The organism is Agrobacterium sp. MS2, assembly GCF_003261015.1.
GTDB classification, from domain to species: Bacteria; Pseudomonadota; Alphaproteobacteria; order Rhizobiales; family Rhizobiaceae; genus Agrobacterium; species Agrobacterium pusense.
Genome location: NZ_QLNF01000025.1, coordinates 77,435 through 102,528, shown reverse-complemented (window position 1 = coordinate 102,528; position 25,094 = coordinate 77,435). Strand labels below are relative to the sequence as shown.

22 protein-coding genes are annotated in these 25,094 nt (G+C 59.6%); 14 read left to right on the top strand and 8 right to left on the bottom strand.

The genetic code is table 11. The features are described from left to right. The first annotated feature begins 161 nt into the window (after positions 1 to 161). The 4 genes from DOU54_RS11265 to DOU54_RS11250 are packed head-to-tail and all read left to right on the top strand — an operon-like array spanning position 162 to position 4,454. Positions 162 to 1,685, top strand: coding sequence for a sugar ABC transporter ATP-binding protein (locus DOU54_RS11265; protein WP_113731307.1), 1,524 nt, complete (start codon positions 162 to 164; stop codon positions 1,683 to 1,685). Further along, positions 1,685 to 2,725, top strand: a complete 1,041-nt coding sequence (locus DOU54_RS11260) for an ABC transporter permease (RefSeq protein ID WP_161794454.1) — start codon at positions 1,685 to 1,687, stop codon at positions 2,723 to 2,725. Before DOU54_RS11265 ends, DOU54_RS11260 begins: the two co-directional genes overlap by 1 nt. Beyond that, positions 2,722 to 3,702, top strand: coding sequence for a galactofuranose ABC transporter, permease protein YjfF (yjfF, locus tag DOU54_RS11255; protein WP_113731306.1), 981 nt, complete (start codon positions 2,722 to 2,724; stop codon positions 3,700 to 3,702). Before DOU54_RS11260 ends, yjfF begins: the two co-directional genes overlap by 4 nt. 17 nt (positions 3,703 to 3,719) lie before the next feature. Beyond that, entirely contained in the window at positions 3,720 to 4,454 is a 735-nt protein-coding gene (locus DOU54_RS11250; protein WP_006697251.1) for a FadR/GntR family transcriptional regulator, read from the top strand. Between the two features lie 65 nt (positions 4,455 to 4,519). Here the strand turns inward: DOU54_RS11250 and DOU54_RS11245 are convergent, their stop codons facing one another. After that, positions 4,520 to 5,737, bottom strand: a complete 1,218-nt coding sequence (locus DOU54_RS11245; protein WP_113731305.1) for an MFS transporter — start codon at positions 5,735 to 5,737, stop codon at positions 4,520 to 4,522. Between the two features lie 184 nt (positions 5,738 to 5,921). Here DOU54_RS11245 and DOU54_RS11240 point away from each other — a divergent pair, with 184 nt between their 5' ends. The 4 genes from DOU54_RS11240 (at position 5,922) to DOU54_RS11225 (ending at position 9,091) form a co-directional block, all read left to right on the top strand. After that, positions 5,922 to 6,860, top strand: coding sequence for an AraC family transcriptional regulator (locus DOU54_RS11240; protein WP_035208187.1), 939 nt, complete (start codon positions 5,922 to 5,924; stop codon positions 6,858 to 6,860). Positions 6,861 to 7,094: 234 nt separating this feature from the next. Further along, positions 7,095 to 7,448 carry a DUF1304 domain-containing protein gene (locus tag DOU54_RS11235; RefSeq protein WP_113731327.1) on the top strand — a complete coding sequence of 118 codons (354 nt, stop codon included), beginning with the start codon at positions 7,095 to 7,097 and terminating at the stop codon, positions 7,446 to 7,448. 4 nt (positions 7,449 to 7,452) lie between these two features. Further along, positions 7,453 to 8,724, top strand: coding sequence for a glycerate kinase type-2 family protein (locus DOU54_RS11230; RefSeq protein ID WP_113731304.1), 1,272 nt, complete (start codon positions 7,453 to 7,455; stop codon positions 8,722 to 8,724). A 115-nt stretch (positions 8,725 to 8,839) separates the two neighbouring features. After that, a complete protein-coding gene (locus DOU54_RS11225) occupies positions 8,840 to 9,091 on the top strand; it encodes a hypothetical protein (RefSeq protein ID WP_113731303.1) in 252 nt (83 codons plus the stop codon). Positions 9,092 to 9,179: 88 nt separating this feature from the next. On the opposite strand, the gene DOU54_RS11220 is transcribed toward DOU54_RS11225, so the two are convergent. The 6 genes from DOU54_RS11220 to DOU54_RS11195 all read right to left on the bottom strand — a co-directional run bounded on the left by DOU54_RS11220 (position 9,180) and on the right by DOU54_RS11195 (position 15,825). Continuing rightward, on the bottom strand, positions 9,180 to 10,367 hold the full coding sequence (locus DOU54_RS11220) for a Gfo/Idh/MocA family protein (RefSeq protein ID WP_004438856.1): 1,188 nt from the start codon (positions 10,365 to 10,367) through the stop codon (positions 9,180 to 9,182). Positions 10,368 to 10,388: 21 nt separating this feature from the next. Then, the gene (locus DOU54_RS11215; RefSeq protein WP_113731326.1) at positions 10,389 to 11,441 is read right to left on the bottom strand and encodes a sugar phosphate isomerase/epimerase family protein; all 1,053 of its coding nucleotides are present in this window, start codon (positions 11,439 to 11,441) and stop codon (positions 10,389 to 10,391) included. Positions 11,442 to 11,585: 144 nt separating this feature from the next. Further along, positions 11,586 to 12,659, bottom strand: a complete 1,074-nt coding sequence (locus DOU54_RS11210) for an ABC transporter ATP-binding protein (protein ID WP_006697244.1) — start codon at positions 12,657 to 12,659, stop codon at positions 11,586 to 11,588. A 17-nt stretch (positions 12,660 to 12,676) separates the two neighbouring features. Continuing rightward, positions 12,677 to 13,525: a carbohydrate ABC transporter permease gene (locus tag DOU54_RS11205; protein ID WP_004438848.1), complete on the bottom strand. Its 849-nt coding sequence runs from the start codon at positions 13,523 to 13,525 to the stop codon at positions 12,677 to 12,679. Next, positions 13,518 to 14,456 carry a carbohydrate ABC transporter permease gene (locus DOU54_RS11200; RefSeq protein WP_004438845.1) on the bottom strand — a complete coding sequence of 313 codons (939 nt, stop codon included), beginning with the start codon at positions 14,454 to 14,456 and terminating at the stop codon, positions 13,518 to 13,520. Before DOU54_RS11200 ends, DOU54_RS11205 begins: the two co-directional genes overlap by 8 nt. Positions 14,457 to 14,523: 67 nt before the next feature. After that, on the bottom strand, positions 14,524 to 15,825 hold the full coding sequence (locus DOU54_RS11195) for an extracellular solute-binding protein (RefSeq protein ID WP_034498157.1): 1,302 nt from the start codon (positions 15,823 to 15,825) through the stop codon (positions 14,524 to 14,526). A gap of 196 nt (positions 15,826 to 16,021) precedes the next feature. Between DOU54_RS11195 and DOU54_RS11190 the strand changes: the two genes are divergently transcribed. The 3 genes from DOU54_RS11190 to DOU54_RS11180 are packed head-to-tail and all read left to right on the top strand — an operon-like array spanning position 16,022 to position 19,032. Beyond that, positions 16,022 to 17,221 carry an ROK family transcriptional regulator gene (locus DOU54_RS11190; RefSeq protein ID WP_037093277.1) on the top strand — a complete coding sequence of 400 codons (1,200 nt, stop codon included), beginning with the start codon at positions 16,022 to 16,024 and terminating at the stop codon, positions 17,219 to 17,221. A 51-nt stretch (positions 17,222 to 17,272) separates the two neighbouring features. Beyond that, positions 17,273 to 18,373, top strand: a complete 1,101-nt coding sequence (locus DOU54_RS11185; protein ID WP_113731302.1) for a Gfo/Idh/MocA family protein — start codon at positions 17,273 to 17,275, stop codon at positions 18,371 to 18,373. 17 nt (positions 18,374 to 18,390) lie between these two features. Beyond that, complete coding sequence (locus tag DOU54_RS11180; RefSeq protein WP_004438834.1) at positions 18,391 to 19,032, top strand: ThuA domain-containing protein; 642 nt, start codon at positions 18,391 to 18,393, stop codon at positions 19,030 to 19,032. Positions 19,033 to 19,165: 133 nt separating this feature from the next. On the opposite strand, the gene DOU54_RS11175 is transcribed toward DOU54_RS11180, so the two are convergent. Then, complete coding sequence (locus DOU54_RS11175; protein WP_037093280.1) at positions 19,166 to 20,524, bottom strand: amidase; 1,359 nt, start codon at positions 20,522 to 20,524, stop codon at positions 19,166 to 19,168. Positions 20,525 to 20,826: 302 nt separating this feature from the next. Between DOU54_RS11175 and DOU54_RS11170 the strand changes: the two genes are divergently transcribed. The 3 genes from DOU54_RS11170 to DOU54_RS11160 all read left to right on the top strand — a co-directional run bounded on the left by DOU54_RS11170 (position 20,827) and on the right by DOU54_RS11160 (position 25,064). Continuing rightward, positions 20,827 to 23,169 (top strand): sensor domain-containing phosphodiesterase, encoded by a 2,343-nt coding sequence (locus DOU54_RS11170; RefSeq protein ID WP_113731301.1) that lies wholly within the window; start codon positions 20,827 to 20,829, stop codon positions 23,167 to 23,169. A gap of 29 nt (positions 23,170 to 23,198) precedes the next feature. Continuing rightward, positions 23,199 to 24,092 (top strand): amino acid ABC transporter substrate-binding protein, encoded by an 894-nt coding sequence (locus tag DOU54_RS11165; RefSeq protein WP_044459888.1) that lies wholly within the window; start codon positions 23,199 to 23,201, stop codon positions 24,090 to 24,092. A 69-nt stretch (positions 24,093 to 24,161) separates the two neighbouring features. Next, positions 24,162 to 25,064, top strand: coding sequence for an amino acid ABC transporter substrate-binding protein (locus DOU54_RS11160; protein WP_113731300.1), 903 nt, complete (start codon positions 24,162 to 24,164; stop codon positions 25,062 to 25,064). Positions 25,065 to 25,094: the final 30 nt, after the last annotated feature.

Below are 25,094 nucleotides of genomic sequence, written 5' to 3'. Positions count from 1 at the left end.
GAAGTCCGCGGCAGTGGGATGAGGGGGCAAGCCTGGAGATGTCAGAAGAGCTTGCCCCTTCATCCGACCCTTCGGCCCACCTTCTCCCCGGCGGAGAGAAGAAATACGCCGCTCCCTGCCGATTGCTCTACCAAAACCCATTGCAATACGGAAACTGCTCAATGTCCGAAACGGCACCACTTCTGGAAGCACGCGCCATCGGCAAATCCTTTCTAGGGATCACGGCGCTGGATGGCGTCGACTTTGCGCTTGGGCACGGCGAAATCCATGCCCTGCTCGGCGAAAACGGCGCGGGCAAATCGACGCTGATCAAAATCCTGACGGGCGTCTACAGCCGCGGCAGCGGATCAGTCTTTCTGGAAGGCAGCGAAATCTCGCCCGCCAATGTGGGTGAGGCGCAGGCCCTTGGCATCGGCACCGTCTATCAGGAGGTCAACCTTCTCGAAAACCTCACCGTTGCGGAGAACCTCTACCTTGGCCGCCAGCCGCGGCGCTTCGGGCTGATCGACCGCAGCACGATGCAAAAGAATTCGCAGGCGCTGCTTGCCCAGTACGGCCTTTCCATTGACGTCAACGCCCTTCTCTTCAGCTATTCCGTCGCCATCCGTCAGATCATCGCCATCGCCCGCGCCGTCGATCTTTCCGGCAAGGTGCTGGTGCTGGACGAACCGACCGCCAGCCTCGACGCTCATGAGGTTGAAATGCTGTTCGGCGTACTGAAAAAGCTGCGGGCGCGCGGTATCGGTATCGTAATCATCACTCATTTCCTCAATCAGGTCTACGATATCGCCGACCGGGTGACGGTGCTGCGCAACGGCCGGCTTGTCGGCACACGCGAAATCGGCAGCCTGCCGCGTTCCGAGTTGATATCGATGATGCTCGGCCGGGAACTTCAACAGATCACCCATGACCATCAGGCGACCGAAGAAACAATCGCCGAAGGCGAGCCAAGCATTCGCTTCGAAGGTTATGGCAAACGCGGCAGCGTCTCTCCCTTCGATCTCGGGATACGCCCCGGGGAAATCGTCGGCGTGGCAGGGCTTCTCGGCTCCGGCCGGACCGAAACGGCATTCCTGCTCTTCGGCATAGACCGCCCCGACACGGGCAAAGCAACGATCGACGGGCAGGCGGTGACGATCTCTTCTCCCGAGGCGGCGATTGCGGCCGGTTTCGGTTTCTGTCCCGAAGAACGCAAGACGGACGGCATCATTGGTGATTTCTCCGTGACCGACAACATCGCGCTGGCCCTTCAGGCCCGGCAGGGATGGGCGCGGCCGCTGTCGCGCCGGCAAAAGGCAGAGCTGGCGGAAGGTTTCATCAAATCCCTTGATATCCGCCCGGCCGACCCCGACCGGCCGATCAAGTTCCTGTCCGGCGGCAACCAGCAGAAGGCCATCCTGGCCCGCTGGCTGGCCACCCATCCCCGGCTTCTGATCCTCGATGAGCCGACACGCGGCATCGATATCGGCGCCCACGCGGAAATTCTCAAAATGATCGAAAAACTCTGCAGCGAGGGCATGTCGCTTGTCGTCATATCCTCCGAACTGGAAGAACTCACCGCCGTGGCGCATCGTGTCGTCGTGCTTTCCGACCGCCGGCATGTCAGCGAGCTGAAAGGCGGCGAAGTGACGGCCGACAATATCATGCGTGCGATCGCAGATGCGGCCAGAACGGAGGCGGCATGATGACGGCAGTCAATCGGCGTCTTAGAAGACTTGCACCGCAGCTTGCTGCGCTTTTTATCATTCTCGCAGCGATTACAATCATTTCGCCCGGCTTCCTCAATGTGTCGTTTCAAAATGGCAGGCTCTATGGCAGTCTGGTGGATATTCTTGTGCGCGCCGCCCCCGTGGCGCTGCTCACCATCGGCATGACGCTGGTCATCGCGACCAAGGGCATCGATCTTTCCATTGGTGCTGTCATCGCCATCTGCGGCGCCGTCGCCGCCACGCTCATCAGCAATGGACATTCCATTCCCGCCGTCATCGCCATTTCGCTTGGCGTGGGAATTGTCTGTGGCCTCTGGAACGGCGTGCTGGTTGCTCTTCTCGACATACAGCCCATCATCGCCACGCTGATCCTCATGGTGGCAGGGCGCGGCATCGCGCAGCTCATCACCGAGGGCGTCATCCTCACGTTCAACAATGACAGCTTTTCCGCGATCGGCTCCGGCGCATTTGCCGGTGTGCCCCTGCCCGTCATCATCTGGATAACGGCCGCGCTCCTGATAGGCTTTCTCGTTCGCAAGAGCGCACTCGGTTTCCTGATCGAAGCGACCGGCATCAATCGCCGCGCAGCGGCTCTTGCCGGTGTAAGGGCGCGCTTTCTGCTGTTCTTCGTCTATGCCGTTTCCGGTCTTTGCGCGGCGATCGCCGGCATGATCGTGACGGCGGATATTCGTGGTGCGGATGCCAACAATGCCGGCCTTTGGCTGGAATTGGACGCCATATTGGCGGTGGTCATCGGGGGCACTTCACTAAATGGTGGCCGCTTCTCCATCACCGCATCGCTGATCGGCGCGCTCATCATCCAGACCATCAATACCGGCATCCTCGTCTCGGGCTTTCCGCCGGAATTCAACCTCATCATAAAGGCCGGCATCATCATGGTGGTGCTGACGCTGCAATCTCCGGCGATCATGGCCGTCCTCGGTTTCGTGAAAGCGCCAAAGCAGCACGCCAAAACCGCCACCAACGGTATGACCAAGGAAGGAACCGCGCGATGATCCACAGCCGCAACCTGCCCTTCCTCACCACGCTGACGATTTTCGTCGTCGCCTATCTTCTTTGCGTGATGCAATATCCGGCGATCTTTTCGACGCGGGTGATCGGAAATCTTCTTACCGACAACGCCTTTCTTGGCATAGCCGCCGTCGGCATGACTTTCGTCATCCTGTCAGGCGGCATCGATCTCTCAATTGGTTCCGTCATTGCCTTCACCAGCGTCTTTGTGGCCGTCCTGGTCGGCACCTATAACATCCATCCGCTGCTTGCCTTCGCCATCGTGCTTTTGATTTCCACGCTGTTTGGCTGCCTCATGGGCGCGATGATCCGCTTTCTGTCCATCCCGCCCTTTGTGGTGACACTCGCAGGCATGTTCCTGGCGCGCGGGGCTGCCTATCTGATCTCCACCCAGTCGGTGCCGATCTCACATCCTTTCATCGATGCGATACAGGGCTTTTATTTCCGCTTTCCAGGCGGCGGCAGGCTGACGGCGCTCGCCATGCTCATGCTTCTCGTCTTCGCCGCCGGCACGCTGATCGCAAGCCGCACGCGCTTCGGCGCCAATGTCTATGCGCTGGGCGGCAATCCGCAATCTGCCGAGCTGATGGGCGTGCCGATCGGGACCACCACCATTGGCATCTATGCACTTTCCGGCTTTCTCTCCGGCCTCGCTGGCATCGTTTATACGCTTTACACCTCGTCAGGTTACTCGCTGGCGACGGTGGGCGTGGAGCTGGACGCGATCGCCGCCGTCGTCATCGGCGGTACACTTCTGACCGGCGGCACGGGATTGGTCGCGGGAACCTTTGTGGGGCTTTTGATCCAGGGCCTGATCCAGACCTACATCGTTTTTGATGGAACCCTGTCCTCCTGGTGGACGAAAATCGTCATCGGCGTGCTGCTTTTCGTGTTCATCGTGTTGCAGCGCGCAATCATCTGGTATTCAAACAGGAGACTGGCCGGACCGCATCCGGCATAACGCAAACGGAGGCTTGCTTGGGGCTGCTCGAAACGACGATTAGCGGGCGAAAACGCCGGAACAGCCACGCGCATGTGGTTTCCGAACTCGGCAGCGCCATCGTCTCGGGCAGGATCGCCGAAGGCTCTCTGCTGCCCAACGATGCGGAGCTCTCCATGCGTTTCGGCGTCTCGCGCACGGTGCTGCGCGAAACCATGAAGACGCTGGCGGCCAAGCGGCTGGTGGAACCGAAGGCGAAGGTGGGCACCCGGGTGCTCGACCGTTCGAGCTGGAATTTCTTTGATCCAGATGTGCTGGGCTGGCGCTGCGAAGCCGGCATCGACCAGGAATTTGTGAAGCACCTGGCCGAAATTCGGCTGGCGCTGGAGCCGGCGGCGGCGGCGGCAGCAGCTCTCCAGGCCTCCAATGAAGACATTGTCTCGCTTTACGTCATCGCCGCAAAATTCGACAATCCGCAGCATACGCCGGAGAGCATCGCCAAGGTGGATCTCGAGTTCCATCTTGCCGTCGCGCATATGTCCGGCAATCCCTTCATGCGTTCGGCAAGCGGGCTGATCGAGGCGGCGCTTGCCATCTCATTCCAGCTTTCGTCACCGGCCGCATCGCCCGGCACCATCGCGGAGATCGCATCCAACCACCTTCGCATTGTCCACGCCATCGCGGCGCGGGACGCGGATGCGGCGGTGAAGGCCATGCGGCATGTGATCGAAGTGGGCAAGGACCGGACGCAGAAGGCGATCAAGACGGTTTAAACCCGAAACCAGTCGTAGCGAAGGCGGGCCCACAAGAATGCAGGCCCATTCCTCTCGCTAGGTCCTCAGCCCTGCGATGCCTTCACCTGCGGCACCACGCCGCGCCGCGACGCCATCAGCGAGGCGCCGAGAAGAGCTGCGATGGCCACGAAGACGAACACCATGGTTGCGCCCTGGAGATCGATCAGCAGGCCGCCAAGAACCGCACCGCTGGAAATAGCGATCTGGAATGTCGTAAGCAGCAGCGCACCCGCGCTCTCGGCCTCATCCGAGGCAACACGCGTGATGAAACTCTGCACGCTGACGGGCAATGCGCCGAAGGCAAAACCCCAGGAGGCGATGGCAAGGCCGGCAACAACGGGAGATGCGCCGGCAATCACCAGGATGGAAGCCGATGCGGCGATCAGCGTTGCGGCGAAGGTCACCGCCCAGGCCGTGTTCTTTTCGGCAAGGAAACCACCGAAAAGATTGCCGAAGAAACCGCCGATACCGTAAATCAGCAGAACAAGCGAAATCGCCTCCACGCCAAGCTGCGGCACGTCTTCCAGGAACGGTCGGACATAGGTGAAGCCGGCAAAGTGGCCCGCAACGATAAATAGCGTCGTCAAAAGACCGATCCGGACCTGGGTTCGCTGAAGCAGCCGGAACATGGTGGAAACGCCGGGGGCACCGGCCGGCGGCAGCGAAGGCACGGTGAGCAATTGCACGGCGAGCGCAATGACGCCGAGCACGCCGGCAACGACGAAGGCCGATCGCCAGCCGAGCGTCGCGCCAATCCACGCGCCCACCGGTGCCGCACACACGGTTGCGACGGAGACCCCGGTAAGGATGATGGCCATGGCGCGTGGCATTTTTTCAATAGGCACGAGCCGCAACGCCAGCGCCGCCGACATGGCCCAGAAGCCGCCAAGACCGATGCCCAGCAGGACGCGCGAGGCAAAGAGCATGAAAAGCCCATTGGCAAAAGCGGCCAGTGTGCTGGAGATGATCAGCAGCGTGGTCAGCCCCAGCAGGGTCCAGCGCCGGTCAAAGCCGCGTGTGCCGATGACGACACCCGGGCCCGCAACCGCCGCGACCAACGCCGTGACGGTTATAGATTGTCCGGCAATGCCGGAGCTAATGGAGAGATCAGCCGATAGCGGCGTCAGGAGGCTGACGGGCAGGAATTCCGCCGTTACCAATCCGAAAACGCCGAGCGAAAGTGAAACCACAGCGGCCCATTTCGCATCCGGCTCCTGTCTACGCGGCGTATATTCCAGTTCGTTTATGGTCCGGCTATTCATGAAAATCTCCTGATGCGCATTCCCGGAACGCGTCGTGAAACGGAAAGGGCAAGGCGAGGAAGCCGGTTGGGAGCCCCGCTTCAACGACTGCAAATCGATGCAAGCAGGCTATGCGTGACAGCCCGGCGTTTCCATGCTAGAAAATCCGTATTCCTTAACCAATCGTCCGAATATGCGAGATACCATGAACGATGCCCTGACGGAAATGTTGCGTGGCCTCAGGCTTGACGGTGTGGAATATGGCCGCTGCCGCATGGCCACCCCCTGGGCGACGGCTTTTCCCGAACAGGAGGCGGCGCGGTTTCATTTCATCGGCGTGGGGCATGCGAAATTGCAAAAACCCTCGGGTGAATGGCTGACCCTGACATGTGGCGACGCCGTGCTTCTGCCGCGCGGGCATGCACATGTGCTGGCGAGCGGTGAAAAGGTGGCCCCTTCCCCCTTCGACCGGTTCGGCAAGAAGGAAGTGTGTCAGGGCATTTTCGACATGGAGTGCGCGAGTGCGGGTGGCGATACCGTGGCTTTCACCGCTTCGATGCGTTTCAACATGGATAACCTGCATCCGCTGCTGCAGCTGATGCCTGACGTGATGCTGACCAGCGATCTGGCCAAAAGCGATCCGGCCATTCCCCATCTTCTGGAAGCCATGACGCGGGAGGTCGAGCTGAACCGCGTCGGCGCGGGTGGCATTCTGGCGCGGCTGGCCGATGTGCTGACTGCAACGCTGATCCGTACTTGGGTGGAATATGGCTGCGGCGATTCCAGCGGCTGGCTTGCCGCCGTGCGCAATCCCGAACTCGGCCGCGTGCTCGCCGCCATTCACCTCAATCCCGAAAAGGACTGGAGCGTGGAAGAACTCGCCTCCCTGATGGGCGCATCGCGCTCAAGTTTCGCGGAACGTTTCACCCGCGTGGTAGGAGAAAGCCCCGCGCGTTATGTGGTTCGGGTGCGCATGCATCAGGCGCGGCTGTGGCTGCGAGAGGGCATGCGGGTGACGCTAGCGGCCGAAAAGCTCGGTTACGATTCCGAGGCCTCTTTCAGCCGCGCCTTCAAACGGGTAATCGGCGCACCACCCAGCCAGTTCCGCAGGAAAGATGCGGCAGGGCTGGAGGATGCGGCTTAAGACGCGCCCTCTCGGCGGATATCACAGACTTGGCGGAAATTATGGGAAAGGATCTTTATCCGCTCCACCGCATCTTCCTCATGGGCGGCCGGCGGCGCTCTTCACCAGTTCGTACGGGAAGAGAGGATTCTGGCCTTGCGGCTACCTGTTGCACCGTTAAAACGGAATGATCCGTTTGCCACCTGTTACCCTGACAGACCGGGCGACGGGAATCAGGGTTTGGAGGAACCGATGATGATCGCCAGCTTTCTGATCGCCGTGATCGCGGCAATTCATATTTACATCGTCATCCTGGAAATGCTGCTTTGGGAGAAGCCTGCCGGTCGCAAGGCCTTCGGTATTTCCGCGGATTTTGCCCGGCAGACGAAAGTGCTGGCCGCCAATCAGGGTCTTTATAATGGCTTTCTCGCAGCGGGGCTGATCTATGGGCTCACGCAGGGTGACGACGGGCTGAACTTCAAGGTCTTCTTCCTGACCTGTGTGCTGGTGGCCGGTATTTTTGGCGCCGTGACAGCCAATATCAAAATCCTGTTCATTCAGGCATTGCCGGCATTGTTTGCGCTCGGCTTCCTCTGGATCGGAGTATGAACAAATGACCGCATGGAACGATACGTCCGCAAGAGACGCTCTCAACCGCATCTTCATGACCGCAGTCACCAGCGCCGATCCCTCTAAAGTGTTGCAACAACACCTGCCCTCCCCGCCTAGAGGGCGGTGTGTGGTGGTTGGCGCAGGCAAGGCTTCCGCCGCAATGGCCGCAGCGCTTGAAGCGGCATGGCCAAATGTCGATCTTTCCGGCGTGGTGGTGACGCGTTACGGCCATGCCGTCCCGACCGGGCGCATTGAAATCATCGAAGCCTCGCATCCGGTGCCGGACGACAGGAGCGCCGAAGCCGCAAAACGCATTCTCGCCGCCGTTGAAGGGTTGACTGCAGACGACATGGTCATCGCGCTGATTTCCGGCGGTGGTTCGGCGCTGATGGTCTCACCCGCCGAGGGAATGACGCTTGCGGACAAGATGGCGGTCAACCGCGCTTTGCTTGCCAGCGGCGCCACGATTTCCGAAATGAACGCCGTGCGCAAGCACCTCTCCCGCATCAAGGGCGGGCGACTGGCGCTGGCCGCCAAACCGGCGAGGGTCGTTTCCCTGCTGATCTCCGACGTGCCGGGCGACGATCCCTCGGAAATTGCCTCGGGCCCGACGGTCGCCGACCCGAGCGATATTGAAACCGTGCGTGAAATCGTTTCCCGTTATGCGCTCGATCTTCCCGAAAATGTGCGCAAAGTGCTGGAAAAAGGCGAGGAAACCCCGAAGGCCGGCGATATCGCGGAAGATATCCGGCTCATCGCCGCCCCCTCGCTCGCCTTGCAGGCGGCAGCGGATGAGGCGGTGAAGCTTGGCTTAACGCCGCTCATCCTCGGGGATTCGCTGGAGGGTGAATCCAGGGATGTCGGCGCGGTCATGGCCGGTATCGCGATTTCCGCCCGCCGCAAGGGCCTGCCACTCAAAGGCCCGGCCATTTTGCTTTCCGGCGGCGAAACCACGGTTACGATCGGCAAGGGGCCGGCCGGCAAGGGCGGCCGCAACACGGAATTCCTGCTGAGCCTTGCGCTGACGCTCAAAGGTGCTGATGGCATATGGGCCATTGCCGGCGATAGCGACGGCATAGACGGAGTGGAGGATGCCGCGGGCGCCGTGGTGACGCCGGACACACTTGCCCGTATGCGCGCAGCCGGTGTCGATCCGCGCCAGTCACTCGTGAGCCACGACAGCTATACGGCTTTCAGGGCGGCAGGAGATCTTGTCGTGACCGGTCCAACGCTCACGAATGTCAATGACATCAGGGCGATTTTGATCGGCTGATAGCGGGGCATTGGCAGAGACTACTGAGCTTCCGGCACGTGCTCGTAGAGGAGCACGTTTTGACTATACACTCGGACAGGAGTAATCTGGCGGGATATCTTTTGGAGCCTCAGCCATGCGTCCTGGAGTGCTCATACTTGGCTTGGCCATCGCCCTTATACCAACTTTGGCGGATGCCCATAATTGCAAATGCCGAAATCGCGGTGTCATGTTCCAGCTCGGCCAGACGTCCTGCCTCACGGTCGACGGCGGGTCCTATCTGGCCCGCTGCGAGATGAAACTCAACGTTTCCTCCTGGACCAAGATCCAGGACGGCTGCCCCGTGACGGAACGCGTGGAATCGACGTCGTCCAGCGCTTATCACTAAGTCTTGGGCCCCAGTGTACGAAGGAGCTGGCGCATCAGCTTTTTTCTTCTCCCCGGGGCGGGGAGAAGAAATACGCTGCAACCTCGCCTCAGAGCTTCACCCAGCCACCGTTCTTCTTGCCGGACTCGATGCAGGCCGTAACAAAGGCGACACCCTTCACGCCATCATCGACGGTCGGGTAAATTACGGCCTTGTCGAGCGCCGATCCGGTGCGGCGGGCTTCGATGGCATGCGCCGCCTCGGTATAGATCGTTGCAAAGGCTTCGAGATAACCTTCCGGGTGGCCGGAAGGGATGCGGGTGACGCGTGCTGCGGCAGCCCCTGCCCCGGCACCGCCGCGGGTGATCAACTGCTTCGGCTCGCCAAGCTTCGTGAACCAGAGATAGTTCGGGTCGGCCTGCGTCCATTCGATGCCGGCCTTGTCACCATACACACGAACTTTCAGCCCGTTTTCGTGGCCGACCGCAACCTGGCTGCACCAGAGCAGCCCCTTTGCCGCCTGCTTGCCACCCTTCGGCTTGAAACGCAGCATCACATGCGCATTGTCATCCAGCCGGCGGCCTTCGACAAAGGTATGCACATCTGCCGCCAGTTCGTCGACTTCCAGACCGGAAATGAAGCAGCCGAGATTATAGGCATGCGTGCCGATATCGCCTGTGGAACCACCCGCACCGGATTGGGCCGGGTCGGTGCGCCAGACAGCCTGTTTGGCACCCGTCTGCTCGATGGGTTCCGCCAGCCAGTCCTGCGGATATTCCATCTGCACCAGCCGGATCGTGCCGAGAGCGCCCGATTCCACCAGTTCCCGTGCATGCCGCACCATCGGATAGCCGGTGTAATTATGCGTCAGGATGAACAGCGCATCGGCCTTGTCGGCGACGTCCTTCAGCTTTTTGGCGTCCTCCAGATTGGAGGTCAGCGGCTTGTCGCAGATGACATGGATGCCACGCTCCAGAAACGCCTTCGCCGCCGGATAATGCACGTGGTTGGGCGTGACGATCGCCACCGCCTCTATGCCATCCTCGCGTAGCGCCTCCTTTTCGGCCATCTCCTCGAACGAGCCGTAGCAACGCTCGGGATCGAGCCCCAGTTCACGGCCGGAGGCGAGGGATTTTTCCGGGGTCGAAGACAGCGCCCCTGCCACGAGATCGAAACGGTTGTCGAGCCGCGCCGCCATGCGGTGAACACCACCGATAAAGGCACCCGAGCCGCCGCCCACCATGCCAAGGCGAATCCGCTTGTTCGCCTTGTCGGTTGTCTTTCCTTCAATAGCCATAATGTTTCCTCTGCAATGCTCTCAAAGCCCAAGCATACGGCGGTTGGCCGCATCGTCGGTGCCACCAGATGCGAAATCGTCAAAGGCTTTTTCCGTGACGCGGATGATATGCGCCTTGACGAATTCAGCCCCTTCGCGGGCGCCGTCTTCAGGATGTTTCAGCGCACATTCCCACTCGACCACGGCCCAGCCGTCGAAATCATTGGCGGCCATTTTCGAGAAAATCGCACCGAAATCGACCTGCCCGTCGCCCAGCGAACGGAAGCGGCCGGCCCGTTCCACCCAGCCCTGATACCCACCGTAAACGCCCTGCCGTCCGGTCGGGTTGAACTCCGCATCCTTGACATGGAACATCTTGATGCGGTCTTTGTAGATATCGATATTATCGAGATAATCGAGGCATTGCAGCACGTAATGCGAGGGGTCGTAGAGCATGTTGGCACGGGGGTGGTTCTTCACCCGTTCCAGGAACATCTCGAATGTGACGCCATCATGCAGATCTTCACCCGGGTGGATTTCATAGCAGACATCCACACCCTGCTCATCGGCATAATCGAGGATCGGCGTCCAGCGTTTGGCAAGTTCGTCAAAGGCTGTTTCTACAAGACCGGCCGGGCGTTGCGGCCACGGGTAGACGAAAGGCCAAGCGAGCGCGCCGGAAAAGGTCGCATGCGCCTTGATGCCGAGATTTCTGGAGGCTTTCAGCGCAAACTTCACCTGCTCCACCGCCCATTGCTGACGCGCTTTCGGGTTGCCACGCACTTCCGGTGCGGCAAAACCGTCAAAAGCCTCGTCATAGGCTGGATGAACCGCAACAAGCTGGCCCTGCAAGTGGGTGGAAAGCTCGGTCACTTCCACACCGTTCTGGCGCGCGACACCGGCGAATTCTTCGCAATAGTCCTTCGATTCCGCCGCTTTTTTGAGATCGATCAGCTGCCCGGCCCAGGTCGGCACCTGCACGCCAGCATAGCCCTTTTCCGCCGCCCATTTGGTAATGCTGTCCCAGCTGTTGAAGGGGGCCGCATCACCGGCGAACTGACCGAGAAAAAGACCCGGTCCCTTGATCGTTCTCATAAAAATCTCCTCCTGCATCGATACAGTTACGCGGTAACCCCGCTTTGTTCCCAATCGCCAAGCTAACCGCTCGTGATTTTCAGACAAGCCCCAAAAGCGAAGGGGCAAGAGAATTTCAGCATTTCATCAAGAACATCTGGGCACTTAAAGCGCCAGTCCGCTCGCCCTGTCGAAGACGTGCACGCGCTCATGGTGCACGGTGGCGGCAAAGGGCGTGTTGACCTTCACCGGCTGCTCACCATCCACCACTGCCGTGACCTGATCGCCCGCCAATTCGAAGACCACATGGGTCTGCGCGCCGGTTGGCTCCACCAGCACCGTTCTGCCGGTAAGCGAGATATCTCCCCCAATCGCAGAACCGATATGTTCGGGGCGAAGCCCGATCGTCACGGGCTGGCCGCGCTTGACCTTGCGGGAGGCGGCAATGCGGATCGCGGTTCCGTCCTTCAGCCGGGCGGCGGGCTGGTCGCCTTCCCCATCGACCACACCTTCGATGAGGTTCATGGCCGGCGATCCGATGAAGGCGGCGACGAAGAGATTGGCGGGTGTCTTATAAAGCTCAAGCGGAGTACCCTGCTGCTCGATGCGGCCGTGATTGAGCACCACCACCCGGTCCGCCAGCGTCATGGCCTCGATCTGGTCATGGGTCACATAGATGGAGGTCGTGCCGACCTTCTGGTGCAGCGCCTTGATTTCGCTGCGCATCTGCACGCGCAGCTTGGCATCCAGGTTGGAAAGCGGCTCGTCGAACAGGAAGACGGCGGGGTTGCGAACGACAGCGCGACCCATGGCGACACGCTGGCGCTGACCGCCGGAAAGCTGCGAAGGCTTGCGGTCCAGAAGCTTGCCAAGATCAAGCATACGGGCAGCTTCGGCAACACGCTCTTCAATGACGTTTTTCGGCTGGCCGGCAAGCTTCAGATTGAAGCCCATGTTTTCAGCCACCGTCATATGCGGGTAAAGCGCGTAGGACTGGAACACCATCGCGATGTTGCGCTCACGCGGGGTCATGCCATTGACCACCTTGTCGCCGATGAGAATATCGCCATCGGTGATTTCTTCCAGCCCGGCGATCATGCGCAGCAGGGTGGATTTGCCGCAACCGGAAGGGCCGACCAGCGCGATGAATTCTCCATCAGCAATATCGAGCGATATGCCGTGAATGACATCGAGCGCGGCATAGGACTTGCGGATCTCTCTAAGTTCGACGGAAGCCATATTTTGCTCCTTTCACGTCACGATTTGACGGCACCGGCCGTAAGGCCCGCGATGATGTGTTTCTGTGCGAGGAAGAAGACGATGACGGTCGGCAGGATCGTCAGCGTGATGAAGGCGAGAACGAGCTGCCACTCCGTGCCGAATTCGCCGCGATAAACCATGATGCCGAGCGGCCAGGGATATTTCGATTCCGAATTCAGCATGATGAGCGGCAGGATGTAGCTGTTCCAGCTGCCGACAAAGGAAACGATGCCAACGGTCGCCACGATCGGCCGTGAGAGCGGCACGGAAATATGCCAGAAGAAGCGCAGATAGCCGCAGCCATCCACAAAGGCCGCCTGAAACAGCTCGTCGGGCAGATTACGGAAGTAATTGCGGAACAGGAGAATGCTCATGCCCAGCCCGAAGGCCACCTGCGGCAGCACCACGCCCCAATAGGTATCGAGCAGGCCAAGATCGCGAATGCGGATGAAAAGCGGCAGGATGGCGGTGGCCGCCGGGAACATCAGCCCCAGCAGGAAATAGTTGAGCAGGAAAGACGAGCCAAAGAACTTCACATGCGCGAAAGTGAAGGCCGCCATGGCCGAAACTGTCAGCGTCAGGAACACCGTCAGCAGCGCGATAACCAGCGAATTGAAAATCTGCAGCCAGTAACGTTTGCCGAAGAGGATATCGCCGTAATTGGCCCATTGCCATTCGGCCGGAATTCCGAACGGGTTAACGCGCAGGTCTCCCAGCGTCTTGAAGCCACCGAGCGCCGTCGTGAGAAGCGGGATGAGCACGATGGCTGCAATCAGGCTCAATGAAATATAGAGATAAAGCTTGGTTTGCAGCGGCATGCGGACGGAAGTGGATGTGTCAGTCATGGCGCATGAAAATCCTTTTGTAACCGAAGGCGAGCGTCACGCAGATGACGAAGAGAACGACGCCAACCGCACTGCCAAGCCCGACCTGCATGCGCATGACGCCGTAGGTGTAGAGGAAGGTGACCATGGTCTGCGTGGAGTTGGACGGACCGCCGCCGGTCAGCGGCATGATCATGTCGAACAGCTGCAGCGAGCCTATCACCGCGAAGAAGACGGAAAGGCGCACCGTGGAGCCCAGCATCGGCAGCGTAACGTAACGGAATTTCTGCCAGCCGGACGCGCCGTCGATTTCGGCCGCTTCCAACACGTTCTTGTCGACGGATTGAAGGCCGGCGATGAACAACATCATGTGGAAACCGAAATATTTCCAGACGATGACGCCGAGCACGGCATAGATCGCCACATCCTTGTCAGCCAGCACATAGGGATTGGCGAAACCGAAGAAATTGGAAATGGCGGCAAACAGGCCATAATCGCCATCATAAACGAAACGCCAGATCAGACCCGCCGCGACGTCAGCCAAAACGTAAGGCAGGAAGAATACCAGCCGGAAGGCGACGACACCGGGAATGCGGTGCGCCAGCATCATGGCGAGCCAGATGGCCAGCGGAATCTGGATCAGGATCGAAATGAGGATGATGAGGCCGTTATTGATCAGGGCCTGCGAGAATGCGGCATTGCCGAAAAGCACCTGGAAATTCTTCAGGCCGACAAAATCGGTCGGCGTGCCGTAGCCGTTCCAGCGGTAAAGGCTGTACCACGCCGCCTCGCCCATGGGCAGGATGACAAACAGGGTAAAGAGCAAAAGTGCGGGCGGCAGAAAGACCAGAAGGGTCAATGCCCGGTCATGCGCGACCGAACTTTGCTTGCGCCTGGCCTTTGCCGCGCCGCGCGCCGGTATGGACGCAGAAGTCATGGAAATATCCGTCATCTCTATCCGCTTTCATGGAGGCAGATAAGCAGCGCCGCACATTCGCGGCGCCGCCATGGAAACCAGATCAGCGCAGTTCGAATGCGTCCTGAATCTGCTGGGCACCCTCTTCGGCAGTCATCTGGCCGGAAACGATCTCAACCGAGATATCGTTGACGACACGACCGACGGCAGCGCCGAGCGTCTGGTCGAAGAAGTTCTGGTGCCAGGTGGAAGCAGCCAGCTGCTTGGCGGAATCCGCCAGCAGCGGGTTCTTCACCGCACCGGCAGCCCCTGTGGCAACCGGCAGGATCATACCGGCGGTCGCCATTTTCTCTTCGCTTTCCTTGCTGGTCAGGAAGGTGGCGAAATCGACAGCCTCCTTGGAGGCGTTCTTGGTGAGCGCCCAGCCGTTCAGGCCGCCCAGAGTGTCGGTAGCCTTGCCTGCGCCGCCTTCGACAACTGGGAAAGCGAAGCGACCGATATTTTCAGGGGCCAACCCCTTGCCGTCGCCGGCATTCTTGCGCTGGTTCGCTTCGGTATTGTCAAAGCCGAGAATGATTGCGGCCTTGCCATCGCCAAAGACGCCCAGTGCCTGTGGCCAGGTTGCACCAAGATACCCCGGCTGGAAGGGTTCGAGCTTGCCGAACTCGGCCAGTTGCTCACCCGCCTTGATAATCGCCGGATCCATAAAGCCTTCGCCTTCACCCTTGCGGGCTGCGTCAAACACGGCCTGGCCGCCATTGCGCATCACGAGATAGCTCCAGTAGAAGTGGATCGGCCATTTCTCACCGCCGCCACCTGCAATCGGCACGATGCCGGCGTCTTTGATCTTCTTCACCGTCGCGCTGAAGTCCGCCCAGGTCTTGATGTCTTCGGCCTTCACACCGGCCTTGGCGAAAAGCTCCTTGTTATAGAAGAAGCTGACGAGGCTGACACGATAAGGTACGGCCCAGACCTTGCCGTCGAAAGACAGGCCGTCAATTGCGGATGCGTTATAGGCCTGGCGCAGCTTGCCGCCATCGGCGTCGAAAACCTCGGTCAGATCCTTCAGCGCACCGGTTTTGGACTGTTCCTCAAGAACGCCGCCGCCCCAGCTATAGAAGAAGTCCGGAACATCGTTCGATTGCAGCAAGGTCGGCAATTTTGCCTTGAAGGCTTCGTTTTCGAGGAACTGCAGTTGAACATCCACATCGGGGTGCTTGGCCTCGTATTCCTTGGCAATTTCTTCCCAGACAGCCACGGATTTCGGGTCCAGCTCAACATGCATCCATTTAACGACCGTCGCGGCCGAGGCGCTTGCTGCGCCGAGCATGAGAGCAATGCTTGTCGTTGCGGCAAAGCCTGTCAGCCTGCCGCTCAGGCTTGCGCCTGCGTGCCAAATCGTCATGATGGTGATCCTCCCTCGGGGATTTCCTCATTTATTCCCCAATGCGGATTAATTCACATTAGGCCTCACCCAATGTCAAGGCACTATGCCGATTTTTTGCGCGAACAGCTTGACACACCCCTCCCTTACACCGTTATTTAATCCGCAACCCGACGTAAACCGGTTCTCGAACCGGCATTGATCGCAGCAGGACCCCATGAAGACCGCAGACCCCGAACTAATGCGCGCGATCAACAGGCTGAGCGTGCTGGACAGCATCCGCCGACATGGGCCCATTTCCCGCGTTGAGATCAGCGAACGCACCCAGCTTTCCACCACGACCGTTTCCGCCATTACCGCCTCACTTTTGGATGACGGGCTCATCCTGACCCGGCACCTGGGCGATATCCGCACCGAAGGTGGGCGCGGCAGGCCGCGTGTGATGCTGGAGCTGAACCCGGATGCCGCCCGCGTTGTGGGCGCCAAGATTGCCGCAAACCGCATGGTCTTTGTCGTCACCGATTTTTGCGGCAATGTACTCTCCACGCTTGCCTTGCCGATCCGGGTAGACCGCCAGCCCATCGGCGTCATCGCCGATCTGGTGGAGGACGGCGTAAGACGTTGCGTCGTCGATGCCGGTCTATCGCTTGAGGATGTGGACATGGTCTGCCTCGGCCTGCCCGGCGTCATCGAACATCGCACCGGCAAGATTCGAAGCAGCCCGATTTTGCGGGAAGTGAATGTTAATTTCGCTGAGGAAATGACAGCGCGGCTGAATTCGCCGACCATTATCGAAAGTGACGCCCACGCGATTACGCTTGCCCATCACTGGTTCGGCCATGCGCGCGATCTCGAAGACATGGTGCTGATTTCGCTGGAACAGACGCTCGGCCTTGGCGTGCTGCACCAGAACCAGCTCTTCCGTGGCGCGGGCGGTCTCAGCCACAATCTGGGTGACCTCGTCATCGGCCTTGCCAATGAAGGCACGGTGCGGCTGGCGAGCCAGGCCGGTGAAAACGCAATTTTGGGCTCCCGCCCGGCGGATGGGCGTTTTGCCGAAGCGATCCGGCTCGGCCGTGGCATGCAACATGCTCATGCGCTGATTGCGGCCGAAGATCACGACCTCATCACGGCCGCCTTGCGAGCCGGTGCCGCCCTCGGCCTGACACTAGCCAATATCGTCACGCTGTTTGCACCGCCGCGGGTCATCATCACCGGCTCCAGCCTCGAACTTGGCGAGCCGTTCATCGTCAGCATTCGCAACAGCTACAATGCCGCAGTGCCGCCATCTCTGGCCGGTGTGGCGGAACTGGTTTTCGATGTTGCGAGCGACGAATTGTGGGCGCAGGGGGCCGCGGCCGTTGCGCTTTACGAACTTTACGAATCGCCATGGAACACGACCGGGCCAGCGCTCTAACCCGCAGGGGTGAGCACAGACCAAGGCATTTCTGATTTACGGGAGGATTATATGAACAAAGTCAGCATCGGCATCATCGGCTGCGGCAACATTTCCAGCGCCTATCTCAAGGCCATGGCTTCGTTTCCCATTCTCGACATTCGCGGTCTTGCGGATATGAACGAGCAGGCGGCAAAGGCCCGCGCCGACGAATTCGGCCTCCAGGCGAGAAGCATCGACGCACTTTTCGCCGATCCCTCGGTTGAGATCATCGTCAACCTGACGATCCCCAAGGCGCATGTGGAAGTGGGTCTGCGCGCGCTGGACGCCGGCAAGCACGCCTATTCGGAAAAACCGTTGGGCATCAATTTCGCCGAAGGCAAACGCCTTGCGGACGCGGCAAAGGCAAAGAGCCTGCGTATCGGTTCGGCTCCGGACACCTTCCTCGGCGGCGGGCACCAGACAGCGCGCCGGTTAATCGACGAGGGTGTGCTTGGCCAGCCCGTGGGCGGCACCGCCACCTTCATGTGCCCCGGCCATGAACGCTGGCACCCCAACCCAGCTTTCTATTATGAGGTTGGTGGCGGGCCGATGCTGGATATGGGCCCCTATTACATTACCGATCTCGTCAACCTGTTTGGCCCGGTCGCCAGGGTGGTGGGTTTTGCCATTGCCCCCCGCAACGAACGCCTCATCACAAGTGAGCCAAAGAACGGCGAAAAGATCCCCGTTCATGTCGCCACCCATGTGTCCGGCGTGCTGGCCTTCGAGAACGGCGCCGTTGTGCAGGTGGGCATGAGCTTCGATGTCGCCGGCCACAAACATGTGCCGCTGGAACTCTACGGCACGGAAGGTACGCTGATCGTCCCCGACCCCAACCATTTTGGCGGCGAAGTGCAATTGTTGAAGAAGGGCGGACAGTTCGAGCCGCAGACCCTGTCTTCGCCCTATGCAGACGGAAATTACCGTTCGATTGGCGTCGCCGACATGGCCTACGCCATCCGCGAGAACCGTCCGCACCGCGCCAATGGCGATCTTGCCCTCCACGTGCTGGAAGTCATGGAAGCCTTCCAGACGGCGTCAGATAGCGGCACGACCGTTTCCATCACCACCAAGGCGGAACGTCCTGCTCCGCTTGAAACATCGCTGGTCGACGGCCAGCTCGGCAAATAATCCCGAGGAGGAAATAAATGCGCGAAGCACTCATCGTCTGGGGCGGCTGGAGCGGCCACGAGCCGCAGGAATGCGCCACCATCGTCAAGGACATTCTGGAGGAGGACGGTTTCAAGGTCTATGTCGAGCACAGCACCGAGGCTTTCGCCGATCCGTCGGTGCATGATCTCAGCCTTGTTGTGCCTATTGTCACCATGTCAAAGATCGAGAAGGAAGAAATCAAGAACCTGACGGCGGCTGTTGAAAACGGCGTCGGCATCGCCGGCTTTCATGGTGGCGCGGGCGACAGTTTTCGCGAATGCGTGGAATACCAGTTCATGATCGGCGGGCAATGGGTCGCCCATCCCGGAAATATCATTGACTACACGGTCAACATCACCCGCCCTGACGATCCGCTGATGGAGGGGATTTCCGATTTTCCCTATACGTCAGAGCAATATTACATGCATGTCGACCCCTCCAACGAGGTTCTGGCGACAACGACGTTCACCGGCGATCACGCTTGGTGGATCGACGGCGTGGTGATGCCGGTGGTGTGGAAACGCAAATACGGCAAGGGCCGCGTTTTTTATTCGGCGCTCGGCCACCAGGCCAAGGAATTTTCCGTGCCGCAGATGAAGACCATGTTTCGCCGCGGCGCCAACTGGGCGGCGCGTTGAGGTTATCGGCAGCCTCTCCCTCGCAACGTCATCCTCGGCCTCGCGCCGAGGATCGGCAGCAAATCCTCGGGACAGGCCAGAGGATATCGGGGGATAGGTTCCACGTTCCCGACAAGCCGAGAAGATGGACACCTCAAGCCCGAACGATTTCTTCCGTCGCCATCGCCGCCCCCAGCACATGGTCATCCGTACCGTCCAGGCCTGAAAGCAGCAAACCGACCGGCATGCCTGCGTCGCCCGTTCCACAAGGGATCGAAACACCGCAGAGATCGAAGAAGTTACCGATCTGCGTGTTGCGCAGGGTTTTTGCATTCATGGCGAAAAAAGCATCGTCACTTTGGAGAAGCGGCGCGACCCTGGCCGCAACATGCGGCAATGTCGGCGACATCAGCAGTTCGCCTTTCCCGATCATTCCCGAAAAAGCCGCAGTCATGCGTTCCCGCGCATCGATGATGGCTATGTAATCCGGCACTGAAATATTGGCCCCCAGCTTCGTTCGTGCGACAACGCGCGGGTCCATGCGCGTGGCATCAGCACCTTCCAGCCGGGTTTTGTGTAGGGCAAAGGCCTCCGCGGTCACCAGCGCACCCTTTTCCTTGATAAGCTCGAACAGTTCCGAAAAAATCGGGAATGCCTGTCGTCGCACCGAGGCACCGGCGCGGACAAGACGGTCCACCGCCTGCTCGAAAGCGGCCGCGACTTCGTCCTCGATTCCGTCGAAAAATACGGTCTCGGGCACCACAAGAGAAAGGCTGGAAAGTGGCACGCGCTGCACATCGGCGGCAGTCCTGCCCCGCATGGCGGCATCCACCCAGACCGCATCCTGAACCGTGCGGGTGAGGGGCCCGAGCGAATCGAGACTCTTCGCCAATGGATATACGCCGCGCATCGAATAACGGCCGCGACTGGCCTTGTAGCCTACCACGCCATTGAAAGCGGCGGGAATGCGGACCGATCCGCCCGTATCCGTGCCGATCGCCACCGGCACCAGACCGGCCGCCACGGCCACGCCCGCACCGGAGGAGGAACCGCCGGGCAGACGGTGTCCATCCGTGGAAAGGGGATTGCGCGGCGTGCCGTAATGCGGATTGATGCCAAGACCGGAAAATGCAAACTCGCTCATATTCGTTCGGCCGATGCAGATCATGCCGGCCTGTTTCAGCGCGGTCACCACATCAGCGTCCCGCGACGCAGGCTCATCATCCGCAAGCACGGTCGATCCGGCCGTGGTCACCGTTCCCTCCAGATCAAAAAGATCCTTCCAGGCCACTGGAATGCCGTCGAGAAGCCCGCGGGAACGGCCTTCGCGGATGCGTGTCGATGCGACCTCCGCTTCGGCGGCGGCCCGCTCCGCCGTCAGCCCTATGAAAATGGCCTGATCGGCCTCCTGACGGATCGCATCGATTATCTCTTCCACCAGGGCGCGCGGATCAAGGTGGCCATCCTGGATGAGAGCGGAAAGCTGCGCGATGTTCTTGCCCCTGTGAGCCATGACGAAATTCCCTAAAATCGGCGTATGATGCCCAACATGCCGTTTATGCAAGGCTTGGCAAGGTCGGTCGCGGGATTTTCCCGGACGGCCGTTGCCGCCACTGGAACTCGGCTGCCAGAGTCTATTTCTCAACCTGAAGTGCAAAGAACGACCGCTTATATAAGCAGCGACTGTAAAAAGACGGATTAATTCTTAATCGCATCTAAACTTTGTTGAATTATTTAGCAGACACCATTGAAGTGCATGCCCTATAAAAATTCCATAAAACAATCATAACGCGACATCGCGGGGGACTATCGCGAATGGAAGAGACTGCCTATCGGGGGATGGATAGACAGGTAGAGCCCGGCCACATGCTTCGCTCAACGACGCCGCCGGAAAAGGGCCGGTCGTCGCGGCGACGCTCGCTCGCCAGCAAGATAACCCTGATTTTCCTGGGTGGGGTGATCTTCGCCTACAGCATCGGCGCGCTTGTGGGCTGGTACATGTTCGTTGCCGCCGCCAGCGAACAGTGGCTCAATCAGGCCCGCGTCAACTCCCAGATTGCCAGCGCCACCCTTCGAAGCATCTACACCTATGTCAGCGTCACGGCGGATGCCGATGGCCAGGTGAACGGCATTTTGACCGACAAGCCTATCGGCGACGATGAATCCATTCTCGTTACGGGCTTCAATCCAAGCGATGTTCTCGCGCTCATCGGCGCCCAGACGAAAAATGCCGTCTGGCTATTCCGCTATGATGACGCCGATTCCGGTTTCAGGCAGATCGCAGCCGCTTTCGACAACGCCACAGACGATGATGAAAAACCGCTCGCTACCGACCCGATCTTCGCCAGAGATGCCGTGGCGGCGCGCTTCGCGACGGGGTTTGCAACCATAGGCGACTCCAGCCACTATATCGGCCTGCTGCCGATCATCAGTACGGAGACGAAAAAGCCGATCGGCGCGGTCGCCGTCAGCATCGGTGGTTCGGATGCGCTTTATGGTGCGCAGCGCAAACTGATCTACAATTCGCTCATCGCGCTGATCGTGGTGCTGACCGTGACAGGTGTTTTGGTAACGGTCATCGCGCGGCATTTCCTGAAACCCGTACCGGCGCTGGTGCAGGCGACCCTGCGGATCGCCCGCGAGGAAACCGATGTCGCAACCCCCTTTCAGGATCGGCGGGATGAAATCGGCGACATGGCAACCGCCATCGAGACGCTGCGCGAAGCCGTTCTGGAACGCGGACGCCTGCGGCAGATACGCGACATGGCGCAGCAAATGGAGCACATGGCCCATCACGATGCGCTGACCGGGCTTCCAAACCGGGTGCTGCTGATGAAGACGCTGGAAAATCGCCTTGAGCATCTCTCCGCGTCCGGCCAGCTGTTCAATGTCATGCTGCTGGACCTCGATCGCTTCAAGGCTGTTAACGACACGCTCGGGCACGCGGCCGGCGACGCCCTGCTGGTGGCTGTCGCTTCGCGGATCTCCTCCGTCCTCGGAGAAAACGATATGGTGAGCCGCTTGGGCGGCGATGAATTCGCGATCATACAGTCGACAAGCGGCGACTTTGAGAGCGATGCGGCGATGCTGGCAGCGCGGGTCGTGCATGCCGTGTCGCGCAGTTTCGCGCTCGAAGGCAGCGACATCAGCATCGATACCAGCATCGGCATCGCCTGTGCGCCCGGTCACGGCACGTCGGCCACACAGCTGCTGCAACATGCCGATCTCGGCCTTTACCGGGCGAAATCCATGGGTTGCGGCTATTTCGTCTTCTATGAGCCAGGCATGGACATGGCTGCGCAGCACAAGCACGCGCTGGAAATAGACATGAAATCCGCCCTCGAAAACCATGAGTTCGAGCTGCATTACCAACCCGTGGTCAATCTGCAGAGCGGCCGCATCGTCGCCTATGAAGCGCTTGCCCGCTGGCGCCACAGCAAGCTTGGCCTGATCTCTCCGGACCGCTTCATCGCGCTTGCGGAAGAAAACAACTTCATCAGGCCGTTGGGCGAGTGGGTTTTGGCCCAGGCCTGCATGGATGCAATGACCTGGCCGAAGGATATCAGACTTGCCGTCAACCTATCCGCCGTTCAGCTTTGCAATGACGATATCGTCCCCATTGTGGACCGGGCGCTTGAAGCATCCGGGTTCCCGGCGGAACGGCTTGAGCTGGAAGTGACGGAAACGGCTATGCTTGAGCGCGACAGCAGCACGCGTGTCCTAAAAATGCTGAAGGAAAGAGGCGTCCGCCTGGCGCTTGATGATTTCGGCACCGGTTATGCGGGGCTCAGCACGCTCACCCACGTCGCCTTCGACAAGATCAAGATCGACCGCGAATTGGTTTCCGGCCTTCCGACCAATCCCATGTGTTCGGCTATCGTCAACACCGTCATCGACATGGCCGAACAGATCGGCCTGAAGGTGACCGCCGAGGGGGTGGAAAACGGGGAGCAGGTCGAGGTGCTCAAACTTTCCGGATGCGACGAGGCACAGGGCTATTATTTCGCCGAGCCTGCACCGCTTGCGCAGATTCTCAGGAGCCGTGCGGTCATCGTCCAAGTGGGAAAAACCGAAATCGCCGATCGAGCCGCGCAGACGGGCCACGATGCCGGACGACCGACACAGGACACCTATTGCCCTTCACAAAAAGCGATTTGAGAAACCGGCCGCCGGCCAAGAGGACATAAATGCGTATTGCAGTCTATTGCCTTTTCCTCACATGCTTTGCCCCCCTCACCCCGCTGCAGGCTGCCGGTGAAGGCGACACGCTTCAGCAGATCGCCAGGACCGCAAAAATCCGCATCGGCTATCGTGAGGCTGAACCCCCCTTTTCCTATCAGCTGCCGAACGGAGAGGTGACCGGTTTCTCAACCGATCTCTGCAAGACGATCAGCGAGGACATTCGCAAGTCCCTGAAACTCGACAAGCTCGACGTCGAATATGTCAAGGCCACGCCCGCCACCCGCTTCATCCTTGTCCGCGGCGGTCAGATCGATATCGAATGCGCAGCCACCACCAATAATAGCGACCGTCGCAGGATCGTGGATTTTTCCTATCCGAATTTCATGACGGCAACACAGTTTCTCTCGCGCAAGCAGGACAATCTGAAAAGCCTCGCCGATCTGGCAGGCAGGTCAGTCACATCCGCCTCCGGAACTGTCAATATTGAGCAGCTCAATGCCGTGAACCGTGAGAAGAACCTCAATATCTCCGTCATGCCGACGAAAACCAACGAGGAAGCCTTCGCCCTCGTCGTTTCCGGCAAGGCTTCGGCTTTCGTGATGGATGGTATCCTGCTGGCGGCGCTGGCGGCGACATCTGAAAATCCGGATCTTTATGCGCTTTCCGAGGAGACGCTGAGCGCACCCGAACCCTATGGGCTGGTCTTCCGTCGCGACGACCCGGCCTTCAAGGCGGTCGTCAACGACAGTCTGAAACGGATTTTCACTGGCCCCGCCATTCATGATCTCTATGAAAAATGGTTCACCAGACCCATTCCGCCAAACGGCATGAATCTGAACCTGCCGATGGCAGCAGCTCTGAGACAGGCCTACGAACAACCGAAAGAATATCGGGATTAAGGTGCTCGCACCCCCGCCTCCATTTTCATGAAAACACGTTTCGACAGATACTTTAGCTGGAGATGCGCGATGCAGAGATCGACATTATGGCTTGCATTAGGAATTTTTAGCCTTTTATCCACTTATGCGGCCGGGCAGGAAGTGCAGCCGCCGACACTCGAGACCATTGCTAGAACCGGTATCATCCGACTGGGTTATGCCGATCGCAATATCCCCTTTTCGTATCTCGGCACCGGCCCGGAGCCGATCGGCTACAGCATCGAGCTTTGCCTCAAGGTGGTGGATTCCATCAGGGAGAAGCTGGATCTGCCGGAATTGAAGGCCGACTTCGTCAAACGCACCCCCAGCAATCGTATCACGCTTCTCAATGACGGCACGATCGACATGGAATGTGTGGCGAGCACGAACACGGAAGAACGGCGCAAGGCCGTATGGTTCTCCTACAGCCACTTCATCACCGGTACGCGATACGTGGCGCTGAAATCGAGCGGCCTGAATACCGTCGCGGATCTTGCCGGGCGTACCGTGGTCGTAACGACGGGAACCATTAATATCAGCCAGTTGAACGTGCTCAATCGGAAACTGGGGCTGAACATCGCCGTGCTGCAAAATGACAGCACCGAAGGCGGTTTCGAGATGGTGACGGAAAACCGTGCTTCGGCTTTCGTCATGGACGATATTCTTCTGCGATCCTTCGTCGCAGAAACAGGCAGGCCTGAGGATTACGCAATTTCAAATGAATATCTTGCGCCACCCCAACCTTACGGCCTGATGCTTCGCCACGGCGATACCGGTTTCAGAGATGCCGTCAACGAGGCCCTGGGTGAAATCTATGCGAGCGGTGAAATCGACAAAATCTACGAGAAATGGTTCAACGCTCCGATCCCGCCGAACGGGATGAACCTTCAGCGCCCGCTTCCGGACGATCTCGCTGACGCGTTTCGAAACCCCGTGGATACGACCGCGCAATAAAACGCCGCCCGGTTGGGGCGGCGTCTTTCA

Coding starts and splice junctions, on each gene's coding strand:
- DOU54_RS11265 (WP_113731307.1), top strand. CDS start 162: ATGTCCGAAACGGCACCACTTCTGGAAGCACGCGCCATCGGCAAATCC.
- DOU54_RS11260 (WP_161794454.1), top strand. CDS start 1,685: ATGACGGCAGTCAATCGGCGTCTTAGAAGACTTGCACCGCAGCTTGCT.
- yjfF (WP_113731306.1), top strand. CDS start 2,722: ATGATCCACAGCCGCAACCTGCCCTTCCTCACCACGCTGACGATTTTC.
- DOU54_RS11245 (WP_113731305.1), bottom strand. CDS start 5,737: ATGAATAGCCGGACCATAAACGAACTGGAATATACGCCGCGTAGACAG.
- DOU54_RS11240 (WP_035208187.1), top strand. CDS start 5,922: ATGAACGATGCCCTGACGGAAATGTTGCGTGGCCTCAGGCTTGACGGT.
- DOU54_RS11235 (WP_113731327.1), top strand. CDS start 7,095: ATGATCGCCAGCTTTCTGATCGCCGTGATCGCGGCAATTCATATTTAC.
- DOU54_RS11230 (WP_113731304.1), top strand. CDS start 7,453: ATGACCGCATGGAACGATACGTCCGCAAGAGACGCTCTCAACCGCATC.
- DOU54_RS11225 (WP_113731303.1), top strand. CDS start 8,840: ATGCGTCCTGGAGTGCTCATACTTGGCTTGGCCATCGCCCTTATACCA.
- DOU54_RS11220 (WP_004438856.1), bottom strand. CDS start 10,367: ATGGCTATTGAAGGAAAGACAACCGACAAGGCGAACAAGCGGATTCGC.
- DOU54_RS11215 (WP_113731326.1), bottom strand. CDS start 11,441: ATGAGAACGATCAAGGGACCGGGTCTTTTTCTCGGTCAGTTCGCCGGT.
- DOU54_RS11210 (WP_006697244.1), bottom strand. CDS start 12,659: ATGGCTTCCGTCGAACTTAGAGAGATCCGCAAGTCCTATGCCGCGCTC.
- DOU54_RS11205 (WP_004438848.1), bottom strand. CDS start 13,525: ATGACTGACACATCCACTTCCGTCCGCATGCCGCTGCAAACCAAGCTT.
- DOU54_RS11200 (WP_004438845.1), bottom strand. CDS start 14,456: ATGACGGATATTTCCATGACTTCTGCGTCCATACCGGCGCGCGGCGCG.
- DOU54_RS11195 (WP_034498157.1), bottom strand. CDS start 15,825: ATGACGATTTGGCACGCAGGCGCAAGCCTGAGCGGCAGGCTGACAGGC.
- DOU54_RS11190 (WP_037093277.1), top strand. CDS start 16,022: ATGAAGACCGCAGACCCCGAACTAATGCGCGCGATCAACAGGCTGAGC.
- DOU54_RS11185 (WP_113731302.1), top strand. CDS start 17,273: ATGAACAAAGTCAGCATCGGCATCATCGGCTGCGGCAACATTTCCAGC.
- DOU54_RS11180 (WP_004438834.1), top strand. CDS start 18,391: ATGCGCGAAGCACTCATCGTCTGGGGCGGCTGGAGCGGCCACGAGCCG.
- DOU54_RS11175 (WP_037093280.1), bottom strand. CDS start 20,524: ATGGCTCACAGGGGCAAGAACATCGCGCAGCTTTCCGCTCTCATCCAG.
- DOU54_RS11170 (WP_113731301.1), top strand. CDS start 20,827: ATGGAAGAGACTGCCTATCGGGGGATGGATAGACAGGTAGAGCCCGGC.
- DOU54_RS11165 (WP_044459888.1), top strand. CDS start 23,199: ATGCGTATTGCAGTCTATTGCCTTTTCCTCACATGCTTTGCCCCCCTC.
- DOU54_RS11160 (WP_113731300.1), top strand. CDS start 24,162: ATGCAGAGATCGACATTATGGCTTGCATTAGGAATTTTTAGCCTTTTA.